Annotated in this window: 16 protein-coding genes; 8 read left to right on the top strand and 8 right to left on the bottom strand. The window is 62.0% G+C overall.

The window, feature by feature from the left end:
- Nucleotides 1-390: 390 nt before the first annotated feature.
- Entirely contained in the window at nucleotides 391-1,017 is a 627-nt protein-coding gene (locus Q1B16_RS13705; RefSeq protein WP_299789628.1) for a hypothetical protein, read from the top strand.
- A gap of 3 nt (nucleotides 1,018-1,020) precedes the next feature.
- Here Q1B16_RS13705 and Q1B16_RS13700 read toward each other — a convergent pair whose 3' ends face one another.
- Nucleotides 1,021-2,172, bottom strand: coding sequence for a CoA transferase (locus Q1B16_RS13700; protein ID WP_299789625.1), 1,152 nt, complete (start codon nucleotides 2,170-2,172; stop codon nucleotides 1,021-1,023).
- Between the two features lie 100 nt (nucleotides 2,173-2,272).
- Nucleotides 2,273-3,223, bottom strand: coding sequence for an agmatinase (locus Q1B16_RS13695; protein ID WP_299789622.1), 951 nt, complete (start codon nucleotides 3,221-3,223; stop codon nucleotides 2,273-2,275).
- A gap of 137 nt (nucleotides 3,224-3,360) precedes the next feature.
- Here Q1B16_RS13695 and guaB point away from each other — a divergent pair, with 137 nt between their 5' ends.
- The 3 genes from guaB (at nucleotide 3,361) to Q1B16_RS13680 (ending at nucleotide 8,403) form a co-directional block, all read left to right on the top strand.
- A complete protein-coding gene (gene guaB, locus Q1B16_RS13690; RefSeq protein ID WP_299789619.1) occupies nucleotides 3,361-4,809 on the top strand; it encodes an IMP dehydrogenase in 1,449 nt (482 codons plus the stop codon).
- A gap of 18 nt (nucleotides 4,810-4,827) precedes the next feature.
- The gene (locus tag Q1B16_RS13685; protein WP_299789616.1) at nucleotides 4,828-5,985 is read left to right on the top strand and encodes an RsmB/NOP family class I SAM-dependent RNA methyltransferase; all 1,158 of its coding nucleotides are present in this window, start codon (nucleotides 4,828-4,830) and stop codon (nucleotides 5,983-5,985) included.
- Nucleotides 5,986-6,072: 87 nt separating this feature from the next.
- Nucleotides 6,073-8,403: an ATP-binding protein gene (locus Q1B16_RS13680; RefSeq protein ID WP_299789613.1), complete on the top strand. Its 2,331-nt coding sequence runs from the start codon at nucleotides 6,073-6,075 to the stop codon at nucleotides 8,401-8,403.
- 6 nt (nucleotides 8,404-8,409) lie between these two features.
- Here the strand turns inward: Q1B16_RS13680 and Q1B16_RS13675 are convergent, their stop codons facing one another.
- Nucleotides 8,410-9,015, bottom strand: a complete 606-nt coding sequence (locus Q1B16_RS13675; protein ID WP_299789610.1) for a gamma-glutamyl kinase — start codon at nucleotides 9,013-9,015, stop codon at nucleotides 8,410-8,412.
- Between the two features lie 181 nt (nucleotides 9,016-9,196).
- Here Q1B16_RS13675 and recA point away from each other — a divergent pair, with 181 nt between their 5' ends.
- From recA to Q1B16_RS13660, 3 genes are all read left to right on the top strand, one after another.
- Entirely contained in the window at nucleotides 9,197-10,276 is a 1,080-nt protein-coding gene (gene recA, locus Q1B16_RS13670) for a recombinase RecA (protein ID WP_299789607.1), read from the top strand.
- A 194-nt stretch (nucleotides 10,277-10,470) separates the two neighbouring features.
- A complete protein-coding gene (gene alaS / locus Q1B16_RS13665; RefSeq protein ID WP_299789604.1) occupies nucleotides 10,471-13,146 on the top strand; it encodes an alanine--tRNA ligase in 2,676 nt (891 codons plus the stop codon).
- 3 nt (nucleotides 13,147-13,149) lie between these two features.
- A complete protein-coding gene (locus tag Q1B16_RS13660; RefSeq protein ID WP_299789601.1) occupies nucleotides 13,150-13,437 on the top strand; it encodes a DUF1330 domain-containing protein in 288 nt (95 codons plus the stop codon).
- 51 nt (nucleotides 13,438-13,488) lie between these two features.
- On the opposite strand, the gene typA is transcribed toward Q1B16_RS13660, so the two are convergent.
- Nucleotides 13,489-15,309, bottom strand: coding sequence for a translational GTPase TypA (gene typA, locus Q1B16_RS13655; RefSeq protein ID WP_299789598.1), 1,821 nt, complete (start codon nucleotides 15,307-15,309; stop codon nucleotides 13,489-13,491).
- Between the two features lie 320 nt (nucleotides 15,310-15,629).
- Between typA and Q1B16_RS13650 the strand changes: the two genes are divergently transcribed.
- Nucleotides 15,630-16,211 (top strand): outer membrane beta-barrel protein, encoded by a 582-nt coding sequence (locus Q1B16_RS13650; RefSeq protein WP_299789595.1) that lies wholly within the window; start codon nucleotides 15,630-15,632, stop codon nucleotides 16,209-16,211.
- 58 nt (nucleotides 16,212-16,269) lie between these two features.
- On the opposite strand, the gene Q1B16_RS13645 is transcribed toward Q1B16_RS13650, so the two are convergent.
- From Q1B16_RS13645 to Q1B16_RS13630, 4 genes are all read right to left on the bottom strand, one after another.
- A complete protein-coding gene (locus Q1B16_RS13645; protein ID WP_299789592.1) occupies nucleotides 16,270-16,599 on the bottom strand; it encodes an SMR family transporter in 330 nt (109 codons plus the stop codon).
- An 89-nt stretch (nucleotides 16,600-16,688) separates the two neighbouring features.
- Nucleotides 16,689-18,224, bottom strand: a complete 1,536-nt coding sequence (locus Q1B16_RS13640; RefSeq protein ID WP_299789589.1) for a trimethylamine methyltransferase family protein — start codon at nucleotides 18,222-18,224, stop codon at nucleotides 16,689-16,691.
- A gap of 239 nt (nucleotides 18,225-18,463) precedes the next feature.
- Nucleotides 18,464-19,084: a YitT family protein gene (locus Q1B16_RS13635; protein WP_299789586.1), complete on the bottom strand. Its 621-nt coding sequence runs from the start codon at nucleotides 19,082-19,084 to the stop codon at nucleotides 18,464-18,466.
- 47 nt (nucleotides 19,085-19,131) lie between these two features.
- Nucleotides 19,132-20,346: an NADP-dependent isocitrate dehydrogenase gene (locus Q1B16_RS13630; protein ID WP_299789583.1), complete on the bottom strand. Its 1,215-nt coding sequence runs from the start codon at nucleotides 20,344-20,346 to the stop codon at nucleotides 19,132-19,134.
- Nucleotides 20,347-20,366: the final 20 nt, after the last annotated feature.

Here is a 20,366-nt window from a genome sequence, read left to right as displayed (position 1 = left end):
GAACGGCATGGTTCGCAATAACGGCAGACACGCCTGCGCGCCGGTGCGGATGGCTCCGCCCGGTGCGCTGGTCGTGTGTTGTTGAAGGAAGCGGCGCCGCCCCGTGGGCCTGACCGTTTTCTCGTTCTGCCGAAGCCTGCGCTTCGGGACCTGTACCCTTGACTGAAGGGCCTGTTGGACCGGTCTCTCATGGTCGGCCCCGGTGTCGGGGCATCCGAGAGCAATGTCAGTCTTGAAATCGCGGCATGGGAGTGACCCTTCCCGCTCGATGCGCATCGTGGCAGGGGGTATGCGGCAGCGATGGTTACGACAGGGAAAATAGAACGTGCGTTGCATCGGCATGGCCGCGTATGGTCAACTGTAGAAAAACGCGGCACGGGGCAGAGCAGAGTGGAGCCGAAACGGAAACGCGCGCATCGCAAGCGCGACATTGTCTACATGGCGCTGGCCGTGTCGCTGCTCATCGTCGCCTACGCCGCCTTTCGCTTGCTGTTCTACGCCGGGGAAGGATCGGTTTTCGCTCAGGAATCCATTCTTGTCCTGCTTGGAGCGGTCGCCACCATCTTTATCACCGCGACCCTGCTCAATCGCCAGACCGAACTGGAGTTGCGCAAGGAAGGCAGCGTTCTGCTTCTGGAACAGAAGAACGCGATCTACATGGCGGCGATCGAGACAGTGGCCGATATCGTGGAAGGTCGCAGTTATGACGAGGATCTTGTCGATGCGCTGCGCGTGCTGAACCACAAGCTTGCGGTGGTGGGAAGTCGCGAGGTCATAATTGCCTTTCACGACGTTCTCGAAACGCTCCTTTCCGGTCTGAAAGCGGGGGAACTCGGGGAACGCGCGGCGGAGGATGTGATGCACGCCATTGCCGAGGTCACTGTCGCGATGCGCGCCGACATGCTTTCCGAAATCGGCGAAGAGATCGATGATACCGTCCGCAAGGCAATCCTGACCAATTCGCGCGGCATGGAGCGGATCGACGATCTGGACCAGGCAACAGGCTCGGACGCGTAACCGTCAGTGTCCCTCATTGAGCCAGCGCAGGATCTCGCCTCGGTCCGCGTCCAGATCGGGTGCCGCCGGGCGCACGGTCGGATCGCCCAGACCAGTCATCTTGATCGGGTTGCCCGCCGCTTTGAACGCGGGGCGTCCGTTGCGGTCGAGCACATCGACCACCATGTTGCGGGCCAGGATTTGCGGGTCGCGCAGCACCTGCGCCACGTCCTGGATCGGCCCGCTCGGGATGCCCGCCGCGCCCAGTTTGGCGATCCAATGCGCGCGGGTTTTGTCGATGGTCACAGCCTCGATCAGCCGTTTGAGAAGGCGGGCGTTTTCCACCCGCGCCGGATTGGTTGCAAAGCGCGGATCGTCAGACAAAGGCAGGTTCAGCGCCACGCAGAGTTTTTCGAACAAGACATCATTTCCGGCGGCGATCACGAACAAGCCGTCAGAGGCGTGGAACGTCTCGAATGGCGCGATGGAAGGATGCCGCGCGCCGGTGGGCACGGGCGGCGTTCCGGTCACGGTCGTTATCGCCACGGCGTGTTCGAGAATGGCCAATTGGGAGTCCAGCATCGACACGTCGATCTTGCGACCCGTGCCGCTGCGTTCGCGGTCAAACAGGGCGGCCAATATGCCCTGGCCCAGATACATCCCCGCCACGATATCCCCGATTGAGGCCCCCACGCGCACCGGCTCTCGGCCTTTCTCGCCGGTGATCGACATCACACCGCCGCGGGACTGCACGACCATGTCATAAGCCGGGCGTTTGGCCTCGGGCCCGGTATGACCGAAGCCGGAAACCGCGCCGTAGATCAGCCTCGGGAACTGCGCATGCAGATCGTCCCAACCGTAGCCCAATCGCTCCATCACACCGGGGCGGAAATTTTCGAGGATCACGTCGGCGCGCGCCAGAAGACGCTCGAAGATGTCGCGATCGCTGTCCACCTTGAGATCGAGCGCGATCGACTTCTTGCCGTGGTTGAGCGCGGCAAAATAGGCGGATTTGCCCTTGGCGAATGGGGGAAACGCCCGCGTATCGTCACCCGTGCCTGGGCGTTCGACCTTGATCACATGCGCGCCCAGGTCGGCCAGCGTCATGGAACAGAAGGGCCCCGCGAGAACGTGGGTCAGGTCGAGAATCTGGATACCTGCGAGCGGTTTGGTCATGGGCCTGCTTCTTGTTTTTACGGTATGTGTCCCGGCGGCACCGGCAGTTGCAACAGCGCAATGCCCGGTCGCATCCACATCGGCGGAAACCCGTTCATCGTCATCGGCCCCTTGCGTGAAAAATGAACCCCAACAGGTTCATCAGGACCTGCGCGGCCAGGATCGAGGTGGACCCCGTCGGGTCGTAGTCCGGCGCCACTTCGACCAGGTCGATCCCGACGACCTCGTGCCGGTTCGCGACCTGTTGGAGCAGTTCCAGGACGTCGTAATAAAGAAACCCGCCATGGCTGGGCGTTCCCGTTCCCGGCGCGATGGAGGGGCAGAAGGCGTCGATGTCGATGGTGATGTAGACCGGCGCGCCGTGGGGCAGGCGGTTCGCGACCCCTTCGGGCCCCAAGGCGCGGGCCTGCCGCACCGACAGGATATCGGAACCACGGTGGCGCGCGTCCTCATACCCCTCGCGGGCGGTGGAGCTGACATTGCGGATCCCGACCTGCGTCAGGCCGCTGACCCACGGCTTTTCAGACGCGCGGCGCATCGGGTTGCCGTGGCCATTGCGCACGCCGTGGCGTTCGTCGACGAAATCCAGATGCGCGTCGATCTGAAGGACGTGAAACGGCGCGGCGCCGTCAAAGGCGTCGATGCAAGGAATGTTAACCGAATGATCGCCCCCGATGACGACCGGCAATGCGCCCGACGCGCGGATGGCCCGCACGCCCTTTGCGATATTGGCATGGCTTTGCACGGTGTCGGTATGGACCATATCGGCGTCCCCCAGATCGACGATACGCGTGTCCGCCAGGTAGGTGACATCGTCCTCGTGGTCATAGGCTCCGGCATGGCCGAAGCTGAACAAAGTCGACGCCTCGCGCACGCCACGCGGCCCGAACCGCGCCCCTGGACGCCACTGGGTGCCTGCATCGAAAGGCCCGCCAAGAACGGCGACGTCGGCATCGATGGCGCTCCAGTCGGGCTGATAGGGGCTGCGCGCAAAGGTGCAGATGCCGGTGAAGGGCAGGTTCAGGCGTCCCGCCTCGTATCCATGGGCCATAGCGGTCTCCGATTGAACAACGGGCCCAGACTGCGGCAGCGCTACGCAGCCGTAAAGGGCGGATTGGGGCTTTCCCCCAAGGGCAACCCGTGCAATAGGGACGTGCCTAACGATGCTGTCCGTGGAAAGGGATTCCGATGGAGATTCGCGAGGCTCTCACCTTTGATGATGTTCTGCTGGTGCCGGGGGCATCCGAGGTCCTGCCGGCCACCGCCGATACGCGGACATGGGTGACAAAGCGCATCGCGCTCAACATCCCGCTTCTCAGCTCTGCGATGGACACCGTCACCGAAGGACGGATGGCGATCACCATGGCGCAGGCAGGCGGCATGGGGGTGATCCACAAAAACCTCAGCGTCGAGCACCAGGCGCGCGAGGTGCGTCGGGTCAAACGCTTTGAGAGCGGCATCGTCTACAGCCCGGTGACGCTGCGCGCCGATCAGACACTCGCCGACGCCAAGGCGTTGATCGAGCGATACAATTTCACCGGCTTTCCCGTCGTGGACGATGCGGGCCGTGTTGTGGGCATCGTCACCAACCGCGACATGCGTTTTGCAACATCCGACGACACGCCGGTCAGCGTGATGATGACCTCGGACAACCTCGCTATCCTGCGCGAACCCGCCGACCGCGAAGAGGCGATCAGCCTGATGAAATCGCGGCGCATTGAGAAGTTGCTGGTGGTGGACGGCGATAACAAGCTGACCGGTCTTCTGACACTCAAGGACACGCAACAAGCGGTTCTGAACCCCACCGCCTGCAAGGACGAATTGGGGCGTCTCCGCGTGGCTGCCGCAACTTCGGTCGGCGATGCCGGGTTCGAGCGCACGCAGGAACTTGTGGCGGCAGGCGTGGACATCGTGGTGATCGACACCGCGCATGGACATTCCCGTGGTGTGATCGACGCTGTGACCCGCGCCAAGACCCTGTCGAACGAGGTACAAGTGATCGCGGGCAACGTTGCAACCGCCGAGGCGACGCGCGCCCTGATCGACGCAGGTGCCGATGCAATCAAGGTCGGAATCGGCCCGGGCTCGATCTGCACCACGCGCATGGTCGCCGGTGTCGGTGTGCCTCAACTCACCGCGATCATGGATTGCGCGCAGGCAGCAGGCGACATCCCGGTGATCGCCGATGGCGGGATCAAGTTTTCCGGCGACTTCGTCAAGGCCATCGCGGCGGGCGCATCCTGCGCGATGGTGGGCAGCATGATTGCTGGCACCGATGAAAGCCCGGGCGAAGTGATCCTGTACCAAGGCCGCAGCTTCAAAGCCTATCGCGGCATGGGCTCCATCGGCGCGATGGCGCGGGGATCGGCGGACCGCTATTTCCAGAAGGACGCCGCCAATGACAAGCTTGTCCCCGAAGGCATCGAAGGGCAGGTGCCCTACAAGGGCTCGGCTGGCGCGGTGTTGCACCAGCTTGTCGGCGGGCTGCGCGCCGCCATGGGCTATACCGGTTGCGCCACGATTCACGACATGCGGAACAATTGCCGCTTCGTGAAAATCACCGGCGCCGGTCTGAAGGAAAGCCACGTGCATGACGTTCAGATCACACGGGAATCCCCCAACTATCGCCTGTCCTGAGCGCGCGGGCAGGTCGTTATGACACCCGCCGCACGCTGGGCCGCCGCCGCCCAGATCCTTGACCGGATTTCTGCCGGAGACCCCGCCGAAAAGGCGCTCACCAACTGGGCGCGTCGGTCGCGCTTCGCCGGGTCCAAAGACCGCGCGGCCATCCGTGACCATGTGTTCGACATTCTGCGCTGCTGGCGAAGCACGGCCGCCTTGGGCGGAGGCGAAAGCGGACGCGCGCGCGTGCTCGGTCGTCTGATGCAAGAGGGTATCGCGCCGGAGACGGTGTTCACAGGGGAAGGCTACGCAATGCCGCCCCTTTCCGACGCCGAGAAAACCGCAGGGCGCGACCCCGAAGGCGCCGAGGCCTGCGATCTTCCGGACTGGTTGTTTGATATAGTAAACGAAGACTTGCCGGACACAATTGACGCAACGGCTGAAGCGCTGCGGCACCGCGCCTCGGTCTTTCTTCGCGTCAACGGGCTGAAAACAACCCGACCAGAAGCACAGGCCGCCTTGCTGGACGACGGCATCGAGACAGCACCGCATCCTTTGTCCGACACCACCCTCGAAGTTCGGGACGGCGCCCGTCGCATCACACAATCCACTGCCTTTCAAAGTGGTCTGGTCGAGTTGCAGGACGTGGCCAGCCAGGCCGTTGTCGATCTTCTGCCGCTGTCACCGGGGATGCGCGTTCTCGATTATTGCGCAGGCGGCGGCGGCAAGACCCTCGCCATGGCGGCCAAGTTGCGAGGGCCGGTCGATGCGCATGACGCCGATCCGCGCCGCATGTCCGACCTGCCCACCCGCGCAACCCGTGCCGGAGCCGAGGTGACGCTAATTGCCAACCCGAAGGGCCCCTATGATCTCGTGCTCTGTGACGTGCCCTGTTCCGGGAGCGGATCGTGGCGGCGCGCCCCCGAGGGCAAATGGCGCCTGACGCCAGAGCAGTTGACGGACCTGACAAAGGTTCAAAGCACCATTTTGGACGAGGTGGTTGACCTTATCGGACCTGATGACACGCTCGCTTATGCCACCTGCTCCGTTCTCAAGCGCGAGAATGAAGATCAAATTGATGCTTTTCTGAAACGTCATCCCGAGTGGAGGTGCACCGAACAGCGGCGATTTGACCTCTCGGAGGGCGGGGACGGCTTCTTTGCCGCCATCTTGACGAGAGGCGATAGGTAAAATACAACTTAAAGGAGTTTCGCGTTAAGCCCAGCTTAAGTCTCATGCGGTCAGATAGCGGAGAGCTGAAATCCCAAGGGTTGTTTGATGACCTATTTCGACCGTACCGCCCCCGCTGCGCAACGCCTCTATTCGGCAAGGTCCTTGCTTTTGGTCTTCGCACTGGTCAGTGCGGGCCTCGCCATCGCCGCGCCGCATGCTTCGCTCAAGGCAGGATTCAGTGCCGGTGCGGTCGCCTTTGCCGTCGTTTTCGTCGCTACGGTTCTGGTTCATCTCGTGCAAGGGCGGAGCCGGAAAAAAGCTCTCAAAAACCTGGCGTTGCTCGTCGAACATGATGTTTCTGCATGCGTCCTGACGGACCTCGAAGGGGCCGTTCTGTCCGCCAATCGCGCGGCCTTGAAGACCCTCGGCGCGACGTCCGGCCAGACCATACGCAACATCGTCGGCGGACATGTCGCGGATGCGTCGGGTCTCATCCATCGGGTGCAATCTGCCGCGCTGAAAGACGGAATCGCGTCCGAAAAGCTGGTCCTTCCCGACAAGCATCTCCGAATCTCCGCGCATCAGGCCGGGTCTTCGGCGCTTTTGTGGCGGCTTGAACTGTTCGAAAACCGGGAAGGTCAATCGCCCGGCGGCAAAGTGCAATATCCGGCGCTGACCGTCGGTCGGGGTGGCACTGTGCTCTGGATGAACGACGCGGCGCGGTCCATTGCCGGGGGCCGCATCCGCAGTATCGAGGACCTGATTGCGGATTCACCCCTGCGGCCCGGCGAGGTGCATCAGATCCGCTCGGACGGCGATGGGCCTCGCGACTATACGGTCAACGTTCACGAGGCTGGGCTGGGCCGAGAAGAGGTCGTGCTCGTCCCTCGCGAACCCACGGTGACGCAACCGGCCGATGACACGGGATTCGAAGCGCTGCCCGTGCCGCTTCTCAAGCTGACGCCGAAGGGGGTGGTCGCCAGGGCAAATCGCTGCGCCCGTGATCTGCTGCTTGCCAATCGCAAAGATGGGCAGAGCGTGTCGGATTTGATGGAGGGGCTTGGCAGATCGATCCCCGACTGGCTTGCCGATGCCGCCGCGGGCAAGGGTTTGGGCCGATCCGAATTCCTCCGCCTCACGCGACCAGAGCAGGAAACCTTCGTCCAGGTCACGCTCACCCGCGTGGTCGAGGAGGGCGAGGTCATGCTGGTCGCCATCCTCAATGATGCGACCGAACTGAAAAGCCTCGAAGCGCAATTTGTCCAAAGCCAGAAGATGCAGGCCATCGGCCAGCTGGCAGGTGGTGTCGCGCATGATTTCAACAATCTTTTAACTGCGATTTCAGGGCATTGCGATCTTTTGCTTCTGCGACACGACCAGGGCGACCCGGAATACGGGGACCTGATTCAAATCCATCAGAACGCAAATCGCGCGGCGGGCCTGGTTGGTCAGCTCCTCGCGTTTTCGCGCAAGCAAACTCTCCGCCCCGAGCGACTGGACCTGCGGGATATCCTGTCGGACCTCACGCATCTGCTCAACCGGCTGGTGGGCGAAAAGGTCGTGCTCGATCTGCGTCAGAACCCCGTATTGCCGTCGATCCGCGCCGACAAGCGGCAGCTTGAACAGGTGATCATGAACCTCGTTGTGAACGCGCGGGACGCGATGTCGGGTGGTGGCACCATCCGGATCGAAACCGACGAACGCGTCTTGGAGAAATCCATGAAACACGGGCGCGCCAAGGTGCCCGCCGGATCATATGTGGTCGTCCGGGTCGAGGATGAGGGCACGGGTATCCCACAAGACAAACTCGAAAAGATTTTCGAGCCGTTCTACACGACCAAACGCACCGGCGAAGGCACCGGTCTGGGCCTGTCCACCGTTTACGGCATCGTCAAACAGACCGGAGGGTTCATCTTCGTCGACAGCACTCAAGGCAAGGGCAGCGTATTCACGCTCATGTTCCCGGTCTGCGACGAACCAGCGACGATGCCTCCGACACCCATCGAAGCGGTCAAGGCGAAGGCGACCCATTTCGGAGAGGGCGTCGTTTTGTTGGTCGAAGACGAAGCGCCGGTTCGCGCTTTCGCATCCCGCGCGCTGGCGCATCGGGGATTGAAGGTGATCGAAGCCAGCAGCGCGGAAGACGCGCTGGACCTTTTGAAGGACCCGGAATTGAAAGTGGATGTCTTCGTCACGGATGTCGTCATGCCGGGCCTCGACGGGCCAAGCTGGGTCAGGAAAGCGCGCGCCGAGCGGCCGGATGTGCCGGTCGTGTTCATGTCCGGCTATGCCGAGGATGTGTTTAAATCGCAAGGCGCGCGGATAGAATCGTCGACGTTTCTTGCGAAACCGTTTTCGCTGACCGATCTGACGTCAATCGTGAACCAGCAATTGGTCACCTCCGCTGACCTGCCGCGGCCCGCTACCGGAACGTAAAGCTTTCTATTCTCCGCGCACGGGAATCGACTCCCACAAAGCGAACTCGGCCGCACGCACGCGACGCACCTGCGCTTCGACATCGGACGAGACGGACAGAGATAAAGCAGGCGACACATTTATGATGGGGATTTCCGGCAGATCGCCCAAACGCATACGAAGAAAATCCTGAAATCCAGCCTGATCCTCGTACCGGAAGAACTGCGCCACGGCAGTGCCGTTGGGGCGGGCTTCGACAAACTTGGCCTGAGAGCCGACATTCGCGAAGGCAGGCGGATCATCTTCGCAGCAAGCGGACAGAAACGCATCGAAACTCATCCCCTTTGTCGAGGTGGGACGACCATCGAGCGCCGGGCGCTGTCGATACCGATACCAGCTGCCCAACCAGCTGAGCGGTTCACGGATGACCGCGATCAGTTCCATGTTCGGCGCCCCTATTTTTTCGAACATCGGACGGAAAAACCGGTTGTATCGATAGACCGGCGCGTGTTTCAGCTCTGGCGGATCGGTCACCACCATCGACGCGCGCGGGCCAAGTGCTTGGGTGTAGGCGTGCGTCCCGGTCTTGGGCACGGACAAGACGACCAACCGTTCATTCCAGAATACCAGCATGCCCATCGCTCCGCGCTACTCAGCGCGCTTATAAACCACTCCTTAACCAAAGCGCGCAACAGTGGGTTTGAAAATAAAAGTTGAAATGTTCGCGTTTTGATCTCATAACCCTTGAGAACAAGAGGTGAACGAAAGCAGCAATTGCCGCCCGGCATAGGGTGTGGAATAAGGATCAAAAGCAATGGCAACGGCAGATCTTCTGACAATGGACAGCAAGCGCGACGCGAACAAACAAAAAGCCCTGGATTCGGCGCTGGCACAGATTGAACGCCAGTTCGGCAAAGGCTCGATCATGAAGCTTGGTGGCGAAAACACCATGCGCGACATCGAGGCGACGTCGACCGGTTCGCTGGGTCTCGACATCGCGCTTGGCATCGGCGGCTTGCCCAAGGGCCGCATCATCGAAATCTACGGGCCGGAAAGCTCGGGCAAGACGACGCTCACGCTGCATTCGGTGGCCGAGGAGCAGAAAAAGGGCGGCGTTTGCGCGTTCGTCGACGCGGAACACGCGCTCGATCCGCAATACGCCAAGAAGCTGGGTGTCGATCTTGACGAGCTGCTGATCTCGCAGCCCGACACCGGTGAACAGGCGCTCGAAATCGTCGACACGCTCGTGCGCTCTGGCGCGGTGAGCCTCGTGGTCGTCGACTCGGTCGCGGCCCTGACGCCGAAATCCGAGCTTGAAGGCGATATGGGCGACAGCAGCGTCGGTGTTCATGCCCGCCTCATGAGCCAGGCGATGCGCAAGCTCACAAGCTCGATCTCGCGGTCGAACTGTATGGTGATCTTCATCAACCAGATCCGCATGAAGATCGGCGTGATGTTCGGCAGCCCCGAAACCACGACCGGCGGCAACGCATTGAAATTCTACAGCTCGGTGCGCCTTGATATCCGGCGCATCGGTGCGATCAAGGATCGCGACGAGGTGGTCGGCAACGCAACCCGCGTGAAGGTGGTCAAGAACAAGGTGGCACCACCCTTCAAGCAGGTGGAATTCGACATCATGTATGGCGAAGGCATCTCGAAAACCGGGGAACTGATCGACCTCGGCGTGAAGGCGGGCGTGGTCGAGAAGTCGGGCGCGTGGTATTCCTACGGCGACGAACGCATCGGGCAGGGGCGTGAAAACGCCAAAACGTTCCTCAAGGAAAACACCGCCATGGCGCTCGAGATCGAGGACAAGATCCGCGCGGCACATGGTCTGGATTTCGATATGTCAGCCTCGGATGACGATGTGGAAGACAACATCGTCGAATCCTGACGAAACGCAGACGGCGACTGCAGAAACGCCCCGGATCCAGACATGGGTTCGAGAATACCTGGAACAGGGTGGCGGATGCGCCACCCTGTTTCCGTTTCAGCGGTCGCTCTGCTGTGGACAGCCCCTCTGGCACAAGCTATTTCAGGCCGAACCGGAAAAGCCCCCTCACCAATTCCTCTCAGGTCAGGTCACACATGCCCACGCTGAACGATATCCGCTCCACCTTTCTGAGCTATTTTGAAAAACAGGGTCACGAGGTTGTGGCCTCCAGCCCGCTCGTGCCGCGCAACGATCCGACCCTCATGTTCGCCAATTCGGGCATGGTGCAGTTCAAAAACCTGTTTACCGGGGTCGAACATCGCGACTACAAGCGCGCGACGACGGCACAGAAATGCGTGCGCGCAGGCGGCAAGCACAACGATCTCGACAATGTGGGCTACACCGCGCGGCACCATACGTTCTTCGAGATGCTGGGGAATTTCAGCTTTGGCGACTATTTCAAGGAAGAGGCGATCCCCTTCGCGTGGGAGCTGATCACCAAGCATTTCGGCATCCCGGCGGATCGGTTGTACGTCACCATTTACCATACCGATGACGAGGCGTTCGAGATCTGGAAAAAGGTGGGCGTGCCGGAAAGCCGCATCATCCGCATCGCCACTTCGGACAATTTCTGGCAAATGGGTCCGACCGGCCCCTGCGGCCCCTGCACCGAAATTTTTTACGATCACGGCGATCACATCTGGGGCGGTCCTCCGGGCAGCCCCGACGAGGATGGTGATCGCTTCATCGAGATCTGGAACATCGTTTTCATGCAGAACGAACAATTTGAAGACGGCTCGATGAAAGCGCTCGACATGCAATCGATCGACACCGGCATGGGGCTCGAACGGATCGGCGCGCTGTTGCAGGGCAGCAATGACAATTACGACACCGACACGATGCGCGCGCTGATCGAGGCCTCGGCGGATGTGACCTCGTCCGATCCCGATGGTCCCGGCAAGACGCATCACCGCGTGATCGCGGATCACCTGCGCTCGACCTCGTTCCTGATCGCGGACGGCGTGATGCCCAGCAACGATGGGCGCGGCTACGTGCTGCGCCGCATCATGCGCCGCGCCATGCGTCATGCGCATTTGCTGGGCTCGCAGGACCCGGTGATGCACCGTTTGGTTCCGGCCTTGGTGCGGCAGATGGGGGCGGCATACCCCGAACTGGGGCGCGCGCAGGCGTTGATCGAAGAGACACTGCGGAACGAAGAGACGCGCTTCAAGCAGACGCTGGACCGCGGTCTGAAATTGCTGGACGAGGAACTCGCGCATCTGCCCGAGAGCGCGTCGTTCCCGGGCGAGACCGCGTTCAAGCTGTACGACACATACGGGTTCCCGCTCGACCTGACGCAGGACGCGCTGCGCGAACGCGGGCGGCAGGTGGATGTCGACGGGTTCGACAGCGCAATGGCCGAACAGAAGGCCAAGGCGCGCGCCGCTTGGTCGGGCACCGGCGAATCCGCGGACCTGGCAATCTGGTTCGACCTGGCCGAAACGCATGGGGCCACGGATTTCCTTGGCTATGACACCGAGAAGGCCGAAGGTCAGATGCTCGCCCTGGTGAAGGACGGGACGGTGGTGGATACGCTGGCCGAGGGCGACAGTGGCTGGATCGTGCTGAACCAGACCCCGTTCTACGGCGAGGCGGGCGGTCAGGTCGGTGATACCGGCTGGCTGCGCCGTCTTGAGGACGAGGACGATCAGGCCGAAGTCACCGACACCCAGCGGATGGGCGCCGGCAAGATCTTCGCGCATCACGTCACGGTCAAAAGCGGAACCTTCAAGAAGGGCGAGGCGGTTCAGCTCGAGGTCGACCACAAGCGGCGCACCGCGATCCGCGCGAACCATTCGGCCACGCACTTGCTGCACGAGGCGTTGCGCCGGGCTCTTGGTGATCATGTCGCACAGCGCGGGTCGCTCAATGCGCCGGATCGTTTGCGATTCGATTTCAGCCACGGCAAGGCGCTGACGCTGGACCAGTTGCGCCAGGTCGAGGCGGAAGTGAACGAGTACATTCGCCAGAACGCAGCCGTAGAGACGCGGATCATGACGCCCGACGACGCGCGCGCCATCGGGGCACAGGCGCTGTTCGGCGAAAAATACGGCGACGAGGTGCGCGTGGTCTCCATGGGGGAACAATCCGGGTCCGGCAAAGGCACCAATGGCAACACCTATTCGCTGGAACTGTGCGGCGGCACCCATGTGCGGCGCACGGGTGATATCGGCGTGTTTGTGACGCTGGGCGATTCCGCGTCGAGCGCGGGTGTGCGCCGGATCGAGGCGCTGACCGGGGCGGATGCGTTCCGCTACCTGTCGGAGCAGGATCACCGTTTGGCCGAGGTGGCGCTGGAGTTGAAATCGCAAGCCACGGATGTGCCCGCGCGGGTCAAGGCGCTGCTCGACGAACGCAAGGCGTTGGCGAACGAAGTGGCGCAACTGCGTCGCGAGTTGGCGATGGCCGGCGGCGCGGGCCAGGGTGGCGGAGCGGAAGCCCGCGAGGTGAACGGCGTCAAGTTCATGGCGCAGGTGCTATCGGGCGTTTCGGGCAAGGACCTGCCGCCTCTCATCGACGAGCACAAGGCACGCATCGGATCGGGGGCCGTGCTTCTGATCGCGGATACCGGCGGCAAGGCGGCGGTGGCGGCCGGGGTCACGTCAGATCTGACCGACAGCATTTCCGCCGTTGATCTGGTCAAAGCCGCCGTGCCAGAATTAGGCGGCAAGGGCGGCGGGGGTCGTCCGGACATGGCGCAAGGCGGAGGCGCATCGGCTGAAAACGCCGAGGCCGCGATCAAGGCCGCCGAAGCCGTTTTGGGAGGATAAACCATGCCTGCACTTTGGATCGCCCACGTCACGGTGACCGACCCCGAAGATTACGCGAAATACGCCGAACTGGCAGGCCCCGCGATTGCGCAGCATGGCGGGCACTTCATCGCCCGCGGCGGTCGCTACGTCCAACTCGAAGGACAGGAGCGCGCGCGCAACGTTGTCGCCCGGTTCCCGTCGGTCGAAGATGCCGAGGCGTGCTACAACAGCCCGGAATACCAGCGCGCGCTGGACCACGCGCGTGGCGCATCCGAACGTGAGTTGATGATCGTCGAAACGACGGAATGATCGGCGCGGAAGGGCTTTCCAAAGCCCTTCCGAAAGTGGTTTCGAAACCGCTTACACCGATTTGGACATCCGCTTGCGCTCATGCGGATCAAGGTAGCGCTTGCGCAGACGGATCGCGTTCGGCGTCACTTCGACCAGTTCATCATCGTTGATGTAAGCAATGGCCTCTTCCAGCGACAGCGTGACCGGTGTGGTCAGCCGCACCGCATCATCCGTGCCTGATGCGCGCACGTTGGTGAGCTTCTTGCCCTTGAGCGGATTCACTTCGAGATCGTTCTCACGGCTGTGTTCGCCGATGATCATGCCGGTATAGACCGCTTCCTGCGCGCCGATGAACATCTTGCCCCGCTCTTCGAGGTTCCAGAGTGCATAGGCCACCGACGTCCCATTCTCCATCGAGATCAGCACACCGGCACGGCGGCCCGGAATGGCGCCTTTATGCGGCGTCCAGCCGTGGAAGACACGGTTCAGAACACCGGTGCCGCGCGTGTCGGTGAGGAATTCGCCATGATAGCCGATCAGGCCACGGGACGGCACATGCGCGATGATGCGGGTCTTGCCAGCCCCTGCCGGTTTCATCTCGACCAACTCACCCTTGCGCGCGCCGGTCAGCTTTTCGATCACGGCGCCGGAATAATCGTCATCGACGTCGATCGTGGCTTCTTCGACGGGCTCCAGCAGTTTGCGGTTCTCGTCTTCCTTCATGATGACCTGCGGGCGCGAGATCGACAGTTCGAACCCTTCGCGGCGCATGTTCTCGATGAGAACGCCCATCTGCAATTCGCCGCGACCCGAGACCTCGAAGGCTTCGCCACCGGGGGTGTCCTTGATCTTGATCGCGACGTTGGATTCCGCTTCCTTCATCAGGCGGTCGCGGATCACGCGGGATTGTACCTTCTTGCCATCGCGGCCCGCCAGCGGGCTGTCGTTGATGCCGAAGGTGACGGTGATCGTGGGCGGGTCGATGGGCTGTGCCTCGAGCGGTTCATCGACGGCCAGCGCGCAGATCGTATCGGCCACGGTCGCCTTGGACATGCCCGCGATGCTGACGATGTCTCCGGCCAGGGCCTCGTCGATATCCTGCGGTCCAAGTCCCCGGAATGCCTGGATTTTCGTCACGCGGAACTGTTCGATCTTCTGTCCGACGCGGCTCAAGGCCTGCACGGTTGCACCGACCTTGAGGCGGCCGGTTTCGACGCGCCCGGTCAGGATGCGGCCCACGAAGGGGTCAGAGCCCAGGGTGGTCGCCAGCATCCGGAAATCTTCGTTCTGGTGCTTGATCTGCTTGGGGGCAGGCACGTGGTTGACGATCAGCTTGAAGAGCGCGTCCAGGTTCTTGCGCGGCCCTTCGAGCGTCGTGTCAGCCCAGCCGGAGCGGCCAGAGGCGTACATATGCGGGAAATCGAGCTGGTCCTCGTTGGCGTCGAGGTTTGCGAAAAGGTCGAAACACTCGTCCAGCGCGCGGTCGGGTTCGGCGTCGGGCTTGTCGACCTTGTTCAGCACCACGATCGGACGCAGGCCAAGCGCCAGCGCCTTGGAGGTCACGAACTTGGTCTGCGGCATCGGACCTTCGGCGGCGTCCACCAGCAGGACAACGCCATCGACCATCGACAGGATCCGCTCCACCTCGCCGCCGAAATCGGCGTGACCGGGGGTATCGACGATGTTGATACGGGTGCCTTTCCATTCGACCGACGTTGCCTTGGCCAGAATGGTGATGCCACGCTCGCGTTCGAGGTCGTTGCTGTCCATGGCGCGTTCGGCCACGGCCTGATTGGCGCGGAACGCACCGGATTGCTTGAGAAGCTCGTCCACCAGCGTCGTCTTGCCGTGGTCAACGTGCGCGATGATCGCAATATTGCGAAGGTCCATGGGTCTTTGTCTCGTACAGGGAAGAGTTGCGCGGGGGTTACAAGCCCAAGTCCGGGAACGCCAGCAAAAAAGCCCGACAGTCAGAGTGTTGCCACATAGGCACCACCGACCCATCACGTCAGCGTGACTGGAAACCGGCAATAAAGCACTGATGCCACGAGGTTTTTAAGCGGCCTTTGGCCTGAAACCGAGGGTGTCGAAAAATCTTCTGGGGTCCCACTTGAAACGCGGTCATGAGTTCCGACGTTGAGACAACAGCGCGGCAGGCGGACCTTCTGCATGTCGTCGCGAATGAGGCAAACCGAGAGAAAGGAAATCTCATGAAACGCATTCTTCTGAGCAGTGCAGTGGCAATGACCGCGGCGACTGCATCCTACGCAGGCAGCGCCGATCCCGCACCTGTCGAGCCGATGGTCGTCGAGCCGGTGGCCGTGGCCCCCATGCAGTTGGGTGGCGATTGGACCGGTGCTTACGGCGGTCTGAGCCTGGGCCAGGCCTGGGTCGAAGATGACGACAACGACGACAGCGAAATGATCTACGGCGTCCACGGCGGCTACGATTACGATTTCGGCCAGTTTGTGCTGGGTGGTGAGCTTGATTACCAGACCGGTGACAGCCTGAACCTCGGTGCGGAAGACGTGGATGACGTTCTTCGCCTCAAGATGCGCGCCGGTTACGACCTGAACCGCACGCTGGTGTACGGTGTTCTCGGTGCCGCACAGCTGAACACGGACAATTTCGACGATACCGGTTGGGTTGCCGGTCTTGGTGCGGAATATCTCGTCACTGACAATGTCAGCGTTGGTGCGGAATACCTCTACCACCAGTTCGACGATTTCGATGACACCGGACTGGACATCGACGCCGATACCCTGTCGCTGCGGGCCAACTTCCGCTTCTGATCCGACGGATCTGTCGTAAGGCACAGAAACGCGCACCCTCCCTCGGGTGCGCGTTTTTTTAATGTGTGGCGGTGCCGGAAAGCAGGTTGATGACCAGAATGCCCGCCATAATCAGCGCGATGCCGATAATCGCCGCAAGGTCGAGACGTTGTCCGAAGATGGCAAAGCCGATGATCGAGATGAACACGATCCCCATACCCGACCACATCGCGTAGGCGACCCCGACCGGAAACGTCTTGAGCGCTATGGCCAGAAGGTAGAAGGCCGCGCCATACGCCACGACCACGATGGCCGAGGGCAGAGGGCGGCTGAATTGCTGGCTGGCCTGAAGGGCCGTGGTCCCGATGGTTTCCGCCAAGACGGCAAGCATGAGGATGAGATAGGGCATGGAAGACCTCCTGAGCGATGCCATCTTGATGACCGATCCATCCGCATAGGACCAGCCTTGCGCCCAGTGTTGTCATCAGGTCGCAACGATTAGTGCAGATGAATGTTGAACCGGCTGCGGATCGCAGCATCGACATCCGGTGCAAACCGCGCGCTGGAGGGTTTTGACAGGATCGACAGTTTGCGCTCCGTGGCCTTGTTTACCAGGATCGGCTGCCCTTGTTCCACCCATTCCTTGGGCGATGCGCGGTTGCCTAGAGACGGATAGACGTAGTCGCGTTGCATCCGCCGCAGCGTGTCGTCGCTGCCGAGGTAATGTCCCGGCCCGCCGAGGCAGGTCGCGCGCATCACCTCGAGGCTCAGATCGTCCTCGGTCACTTCGATGCCGCGCACGCAGCGCAGCGCCTGACCGATCAGGTCGTCGCCCAGAATCAGGCTTTCGTGGCAGAACCCCAGAAGCGACGCATGCATCCCGGCGGCCTCGTAAACCATGTTCAGCCCCGACAGCCCCGCCAGCACGTTCGAGCACATCTGTTCCCAACCGGCCTGCATGTCCGGCAGCTTGGCATCGGCAATGCCCGCCGCCGCCCCACCGCAAAGCCCGTAATACCGGTGCATCTGCGCACAGCCCGCCGTGAGCAGCGCCTGTTCGCCGGACCCGCCCGACATCGCCCCGGTGCGCAGGTCCGACACGAAGGGCCAGGTGCCGAAGATCGCCGGGTGGCCGGGGGCCATGGCATTGACATAGACGACACCGGCCAGACATTCGGCGACCGCCTGCACGATGGCCCCGGCGATCGAGGCGGGGGCGGTGGCGCCAGCCTGACCGGCGCTGAGCAGCAGAACGGGCATGCCGCCACGAATGCAGGCTTCCATGACCTGACAGGATTCGGTGGCGAATTTCATCGGCGGCACGACGAAGCAATTGGAGTTCGACACAAAGGGCCGCGCGCGCCACGCGTCCTCTCCGCCTGCGATGAGGTGCAACAGCTCGAACGCGTCGGGAACGAAGGACGGCTCGGTAAAGGACACACCCACGTGTTTGTGAGTGCCCGCGCAGCAGGCGTAGATCGTGTTCAGATCCATCTCGCGATTGTCGGGGATGTCGCGGGCAACCATTGGGCGTTGCAGGAAGTGGATATTGTCCAACTGGTCCGCGATCCGCGCGGCGTCGTGCAGATCCTGCACCGTGCTTTCCCGGTAATGCCCGGTGTCCACGTCCACCATGTGAACCGCGGCCCCGGCGGTGCCGTAATGCACGCGCGTGCCCGACAGGTCGAGGTCGTGGCGCGGATCGCGGCCACAGAGCGTCACGCTGCGATTGGCGAGAACCAGCATGTCCTCGACTAGCGCGCGGGGAAACCGGATGCGGCCATCATCGCCAAGGATCGCGCCCGCACCGGTCAGGACCTCGATCCCCGAGGGCGGGGCGTCGGACAGGCCGATCTCTTCCAGCGCGCGCAGGGCGGCGTGATGGATGCGGTCAAGGTCCAAGGGATCAAGCGGTGCATAGCGACCGCCGGACATGCCCGCACGGATGGGGCGCAGATTGTCGGCAAGCGGATTGGCACGGGCTTCGCGTCTTGCGGCGCGGCCTCCTGCCCGGCGGGGGGATAGATCGGTCATGTCAGTGCTCTTTTGAAACGGGGAAACAGGGTTTTCTTCGCGTTTCCTGTCAGGGTCTCCCACGCGCGGCGCGTCCCCGTCGCGCCCCGATCGTGCGCAGGACAAGTGTCAGGGCAGGGCGATCACCACGCATCTGCATCTCCCAATGGCTGGGGAAATGCTGCCCGCGCGTGCCACCGCAATCTGCGCCAATTGCGACAGGATGTCGTTTTCGATGCTTTTTCAGTCGGGCGGACGCGTCAGGATCGCGCCACGTAGCGGTCGCGCCTGTGGTTCACGGTCACGATCAGGTTGAGGATCACCGCACCCAAAAGCGACCAGACCACCATCTCGGCTGGCAGAAGCAGGAACGCGAAGGCAAAGACGAAGAGATCGAAGATCAGTTGCACGTTGCCCGCCTGTATACCGCGCGTGTCCTGCAACCACAGCGCCACGATACCGACGCCGCCAAGGGTCGCCCCGTGACGGAAGAGCGAGATCAGACCGACACCCGCCAGGATCCCACCCAGAACCGCCCCCAGCGCCGGGTGCAGCATATCGAGCGTGAGCGCCAAGGGCAGCAGTTCCGACAAGACCGACATCACGGCCACGGCGGCAAAGGTCTTGAAGGTGAAGGTCCAGCCGATCTGTTTCACCGCCAAAAAGTAGAACGGCAGGTTCAGCACGAAGAAGATCGTGCCGAAACTCCAAGCGGTCGCATAGCTGCCCAGCAGCGACAGCCCGGCGATCTGCCCTGTCATTAGGTTGGCCGACGCCAGAAACTGCACCGCCAGCGCGACCAGCGTGGCACCCACGAGGATACCCTGCACATCCTCAAGCGGGGTGTGGCGGTCGGCGGGGGGCTTGCTCAGCAAAAACATAGGTCAGGAATTATGACATATTTCCTGCGTGTCAAGCCACTCCCGCGTCATCCCGTCAGAGCGGCGTTCAGCCGTTCGTCCAGCTTCTCCAAAAAGCCCATCGTGGTCAGCCAGCTTTGTTCGGGTCCGACCAGCAATGCGAGATCCTTGGTCATGAACCCGGCCTCCACCGTTTCCACCACAACCCGTTCCAGCGTTTCGGCAAAGGCGCGCAGGCTGATATTCTCGTCCAGCTTGGCCCGATGCTTGAGCGCCCCGGTCCAGGCGTAGATCGACGCGATGGAATTGGTCGAGGTCTCTTCCCCCGCCTGATGTTGGCGGTAATGCCGCGTGACTGTGCCATGCGCCGCTTCGGATTCCACGATCTTGCCATCGGGCGTCATCAGGATGGAGGACATCATGCCCAGCGATCCGAACCCTTGCGCTACGGTGTCGGACTGCACGTCGCCATCGTAGTTCTTACAGGCCCAGACGAACCCGCCCGACCACTTGAGCGCCGAGGCCACCATGTCGTCGATCAGACAGTGCTGGTACTCGATCCCCTTGGCGTCGAACGCCTCCTTGAACTCGGCCTCGAACACTTCGGCGAAGATCTCGATGAAGCGCCCGTCATATTGCTTGAGGATCGTGTTCTTGGTGGACAGGTAGACCGGCCAGCCAAGGTTGAGGCCGTAATTCAGGGACGCCCGCGCGAAATCGCGGATCGAGTCGTCGAGATTATACATGGACATGAAGACCCCGGCAGAGGGCGCGTCATAGACGTCTCGTTCAATCACCTCACCATCTTCGCCCACGAATTTCATCGACAGCTTGCCCGGTCCGGGGAATTTGAAATCCGTGGCTTTGTATTGATCGCCAAACGCGTGACGCCCGACCACGATAGGCTTCGTCCATCCCGGCACAAGGCGAGGCACGTTGCGGCAGATGATCGGCTGGCGGAAGATCACCCCGCCCAGAATGTTGCGGATCGTGCCGTTCGGGCTGCGCCACATCTGCTTGAGGCCAAATTCCTCGACCCGCGCCTCGTCCGGGGTGATCGTCGCGCATTTGACAGCAACGCCGACCTCACGCGTCTTTTCGGCAGCATCGACCGTCACCTGATCCTCGGTCCGGTCGCGTTCCTCGATCCCGAGATCGTAATAAAGCAGGTCGATGTCGAGATAGGGCAGGATCAGCTTTTTCTTGATGAAGTCCCAGATGATCCGGGTCATTTCATCGCCGTCCATTTCAACGATCGGGTTTTCGACTTTGATCTTCGACATTGGAGCGTTCCTTTCCTTTG

The organism is uncultured Marivita sp. (genome assembly GCF_947488135.1).
Classification (GTDB): Bacteria; Pseudomonadota; Alphaproteobacteria; order Rhodobacterales; family Rhodobacteraceae; genus Marivita.
The sequence above is the reverse complement of the archived record's forward strand: the minus strand, read 5'-3'. Positions and strand labels throughout refer to the sequence as shown.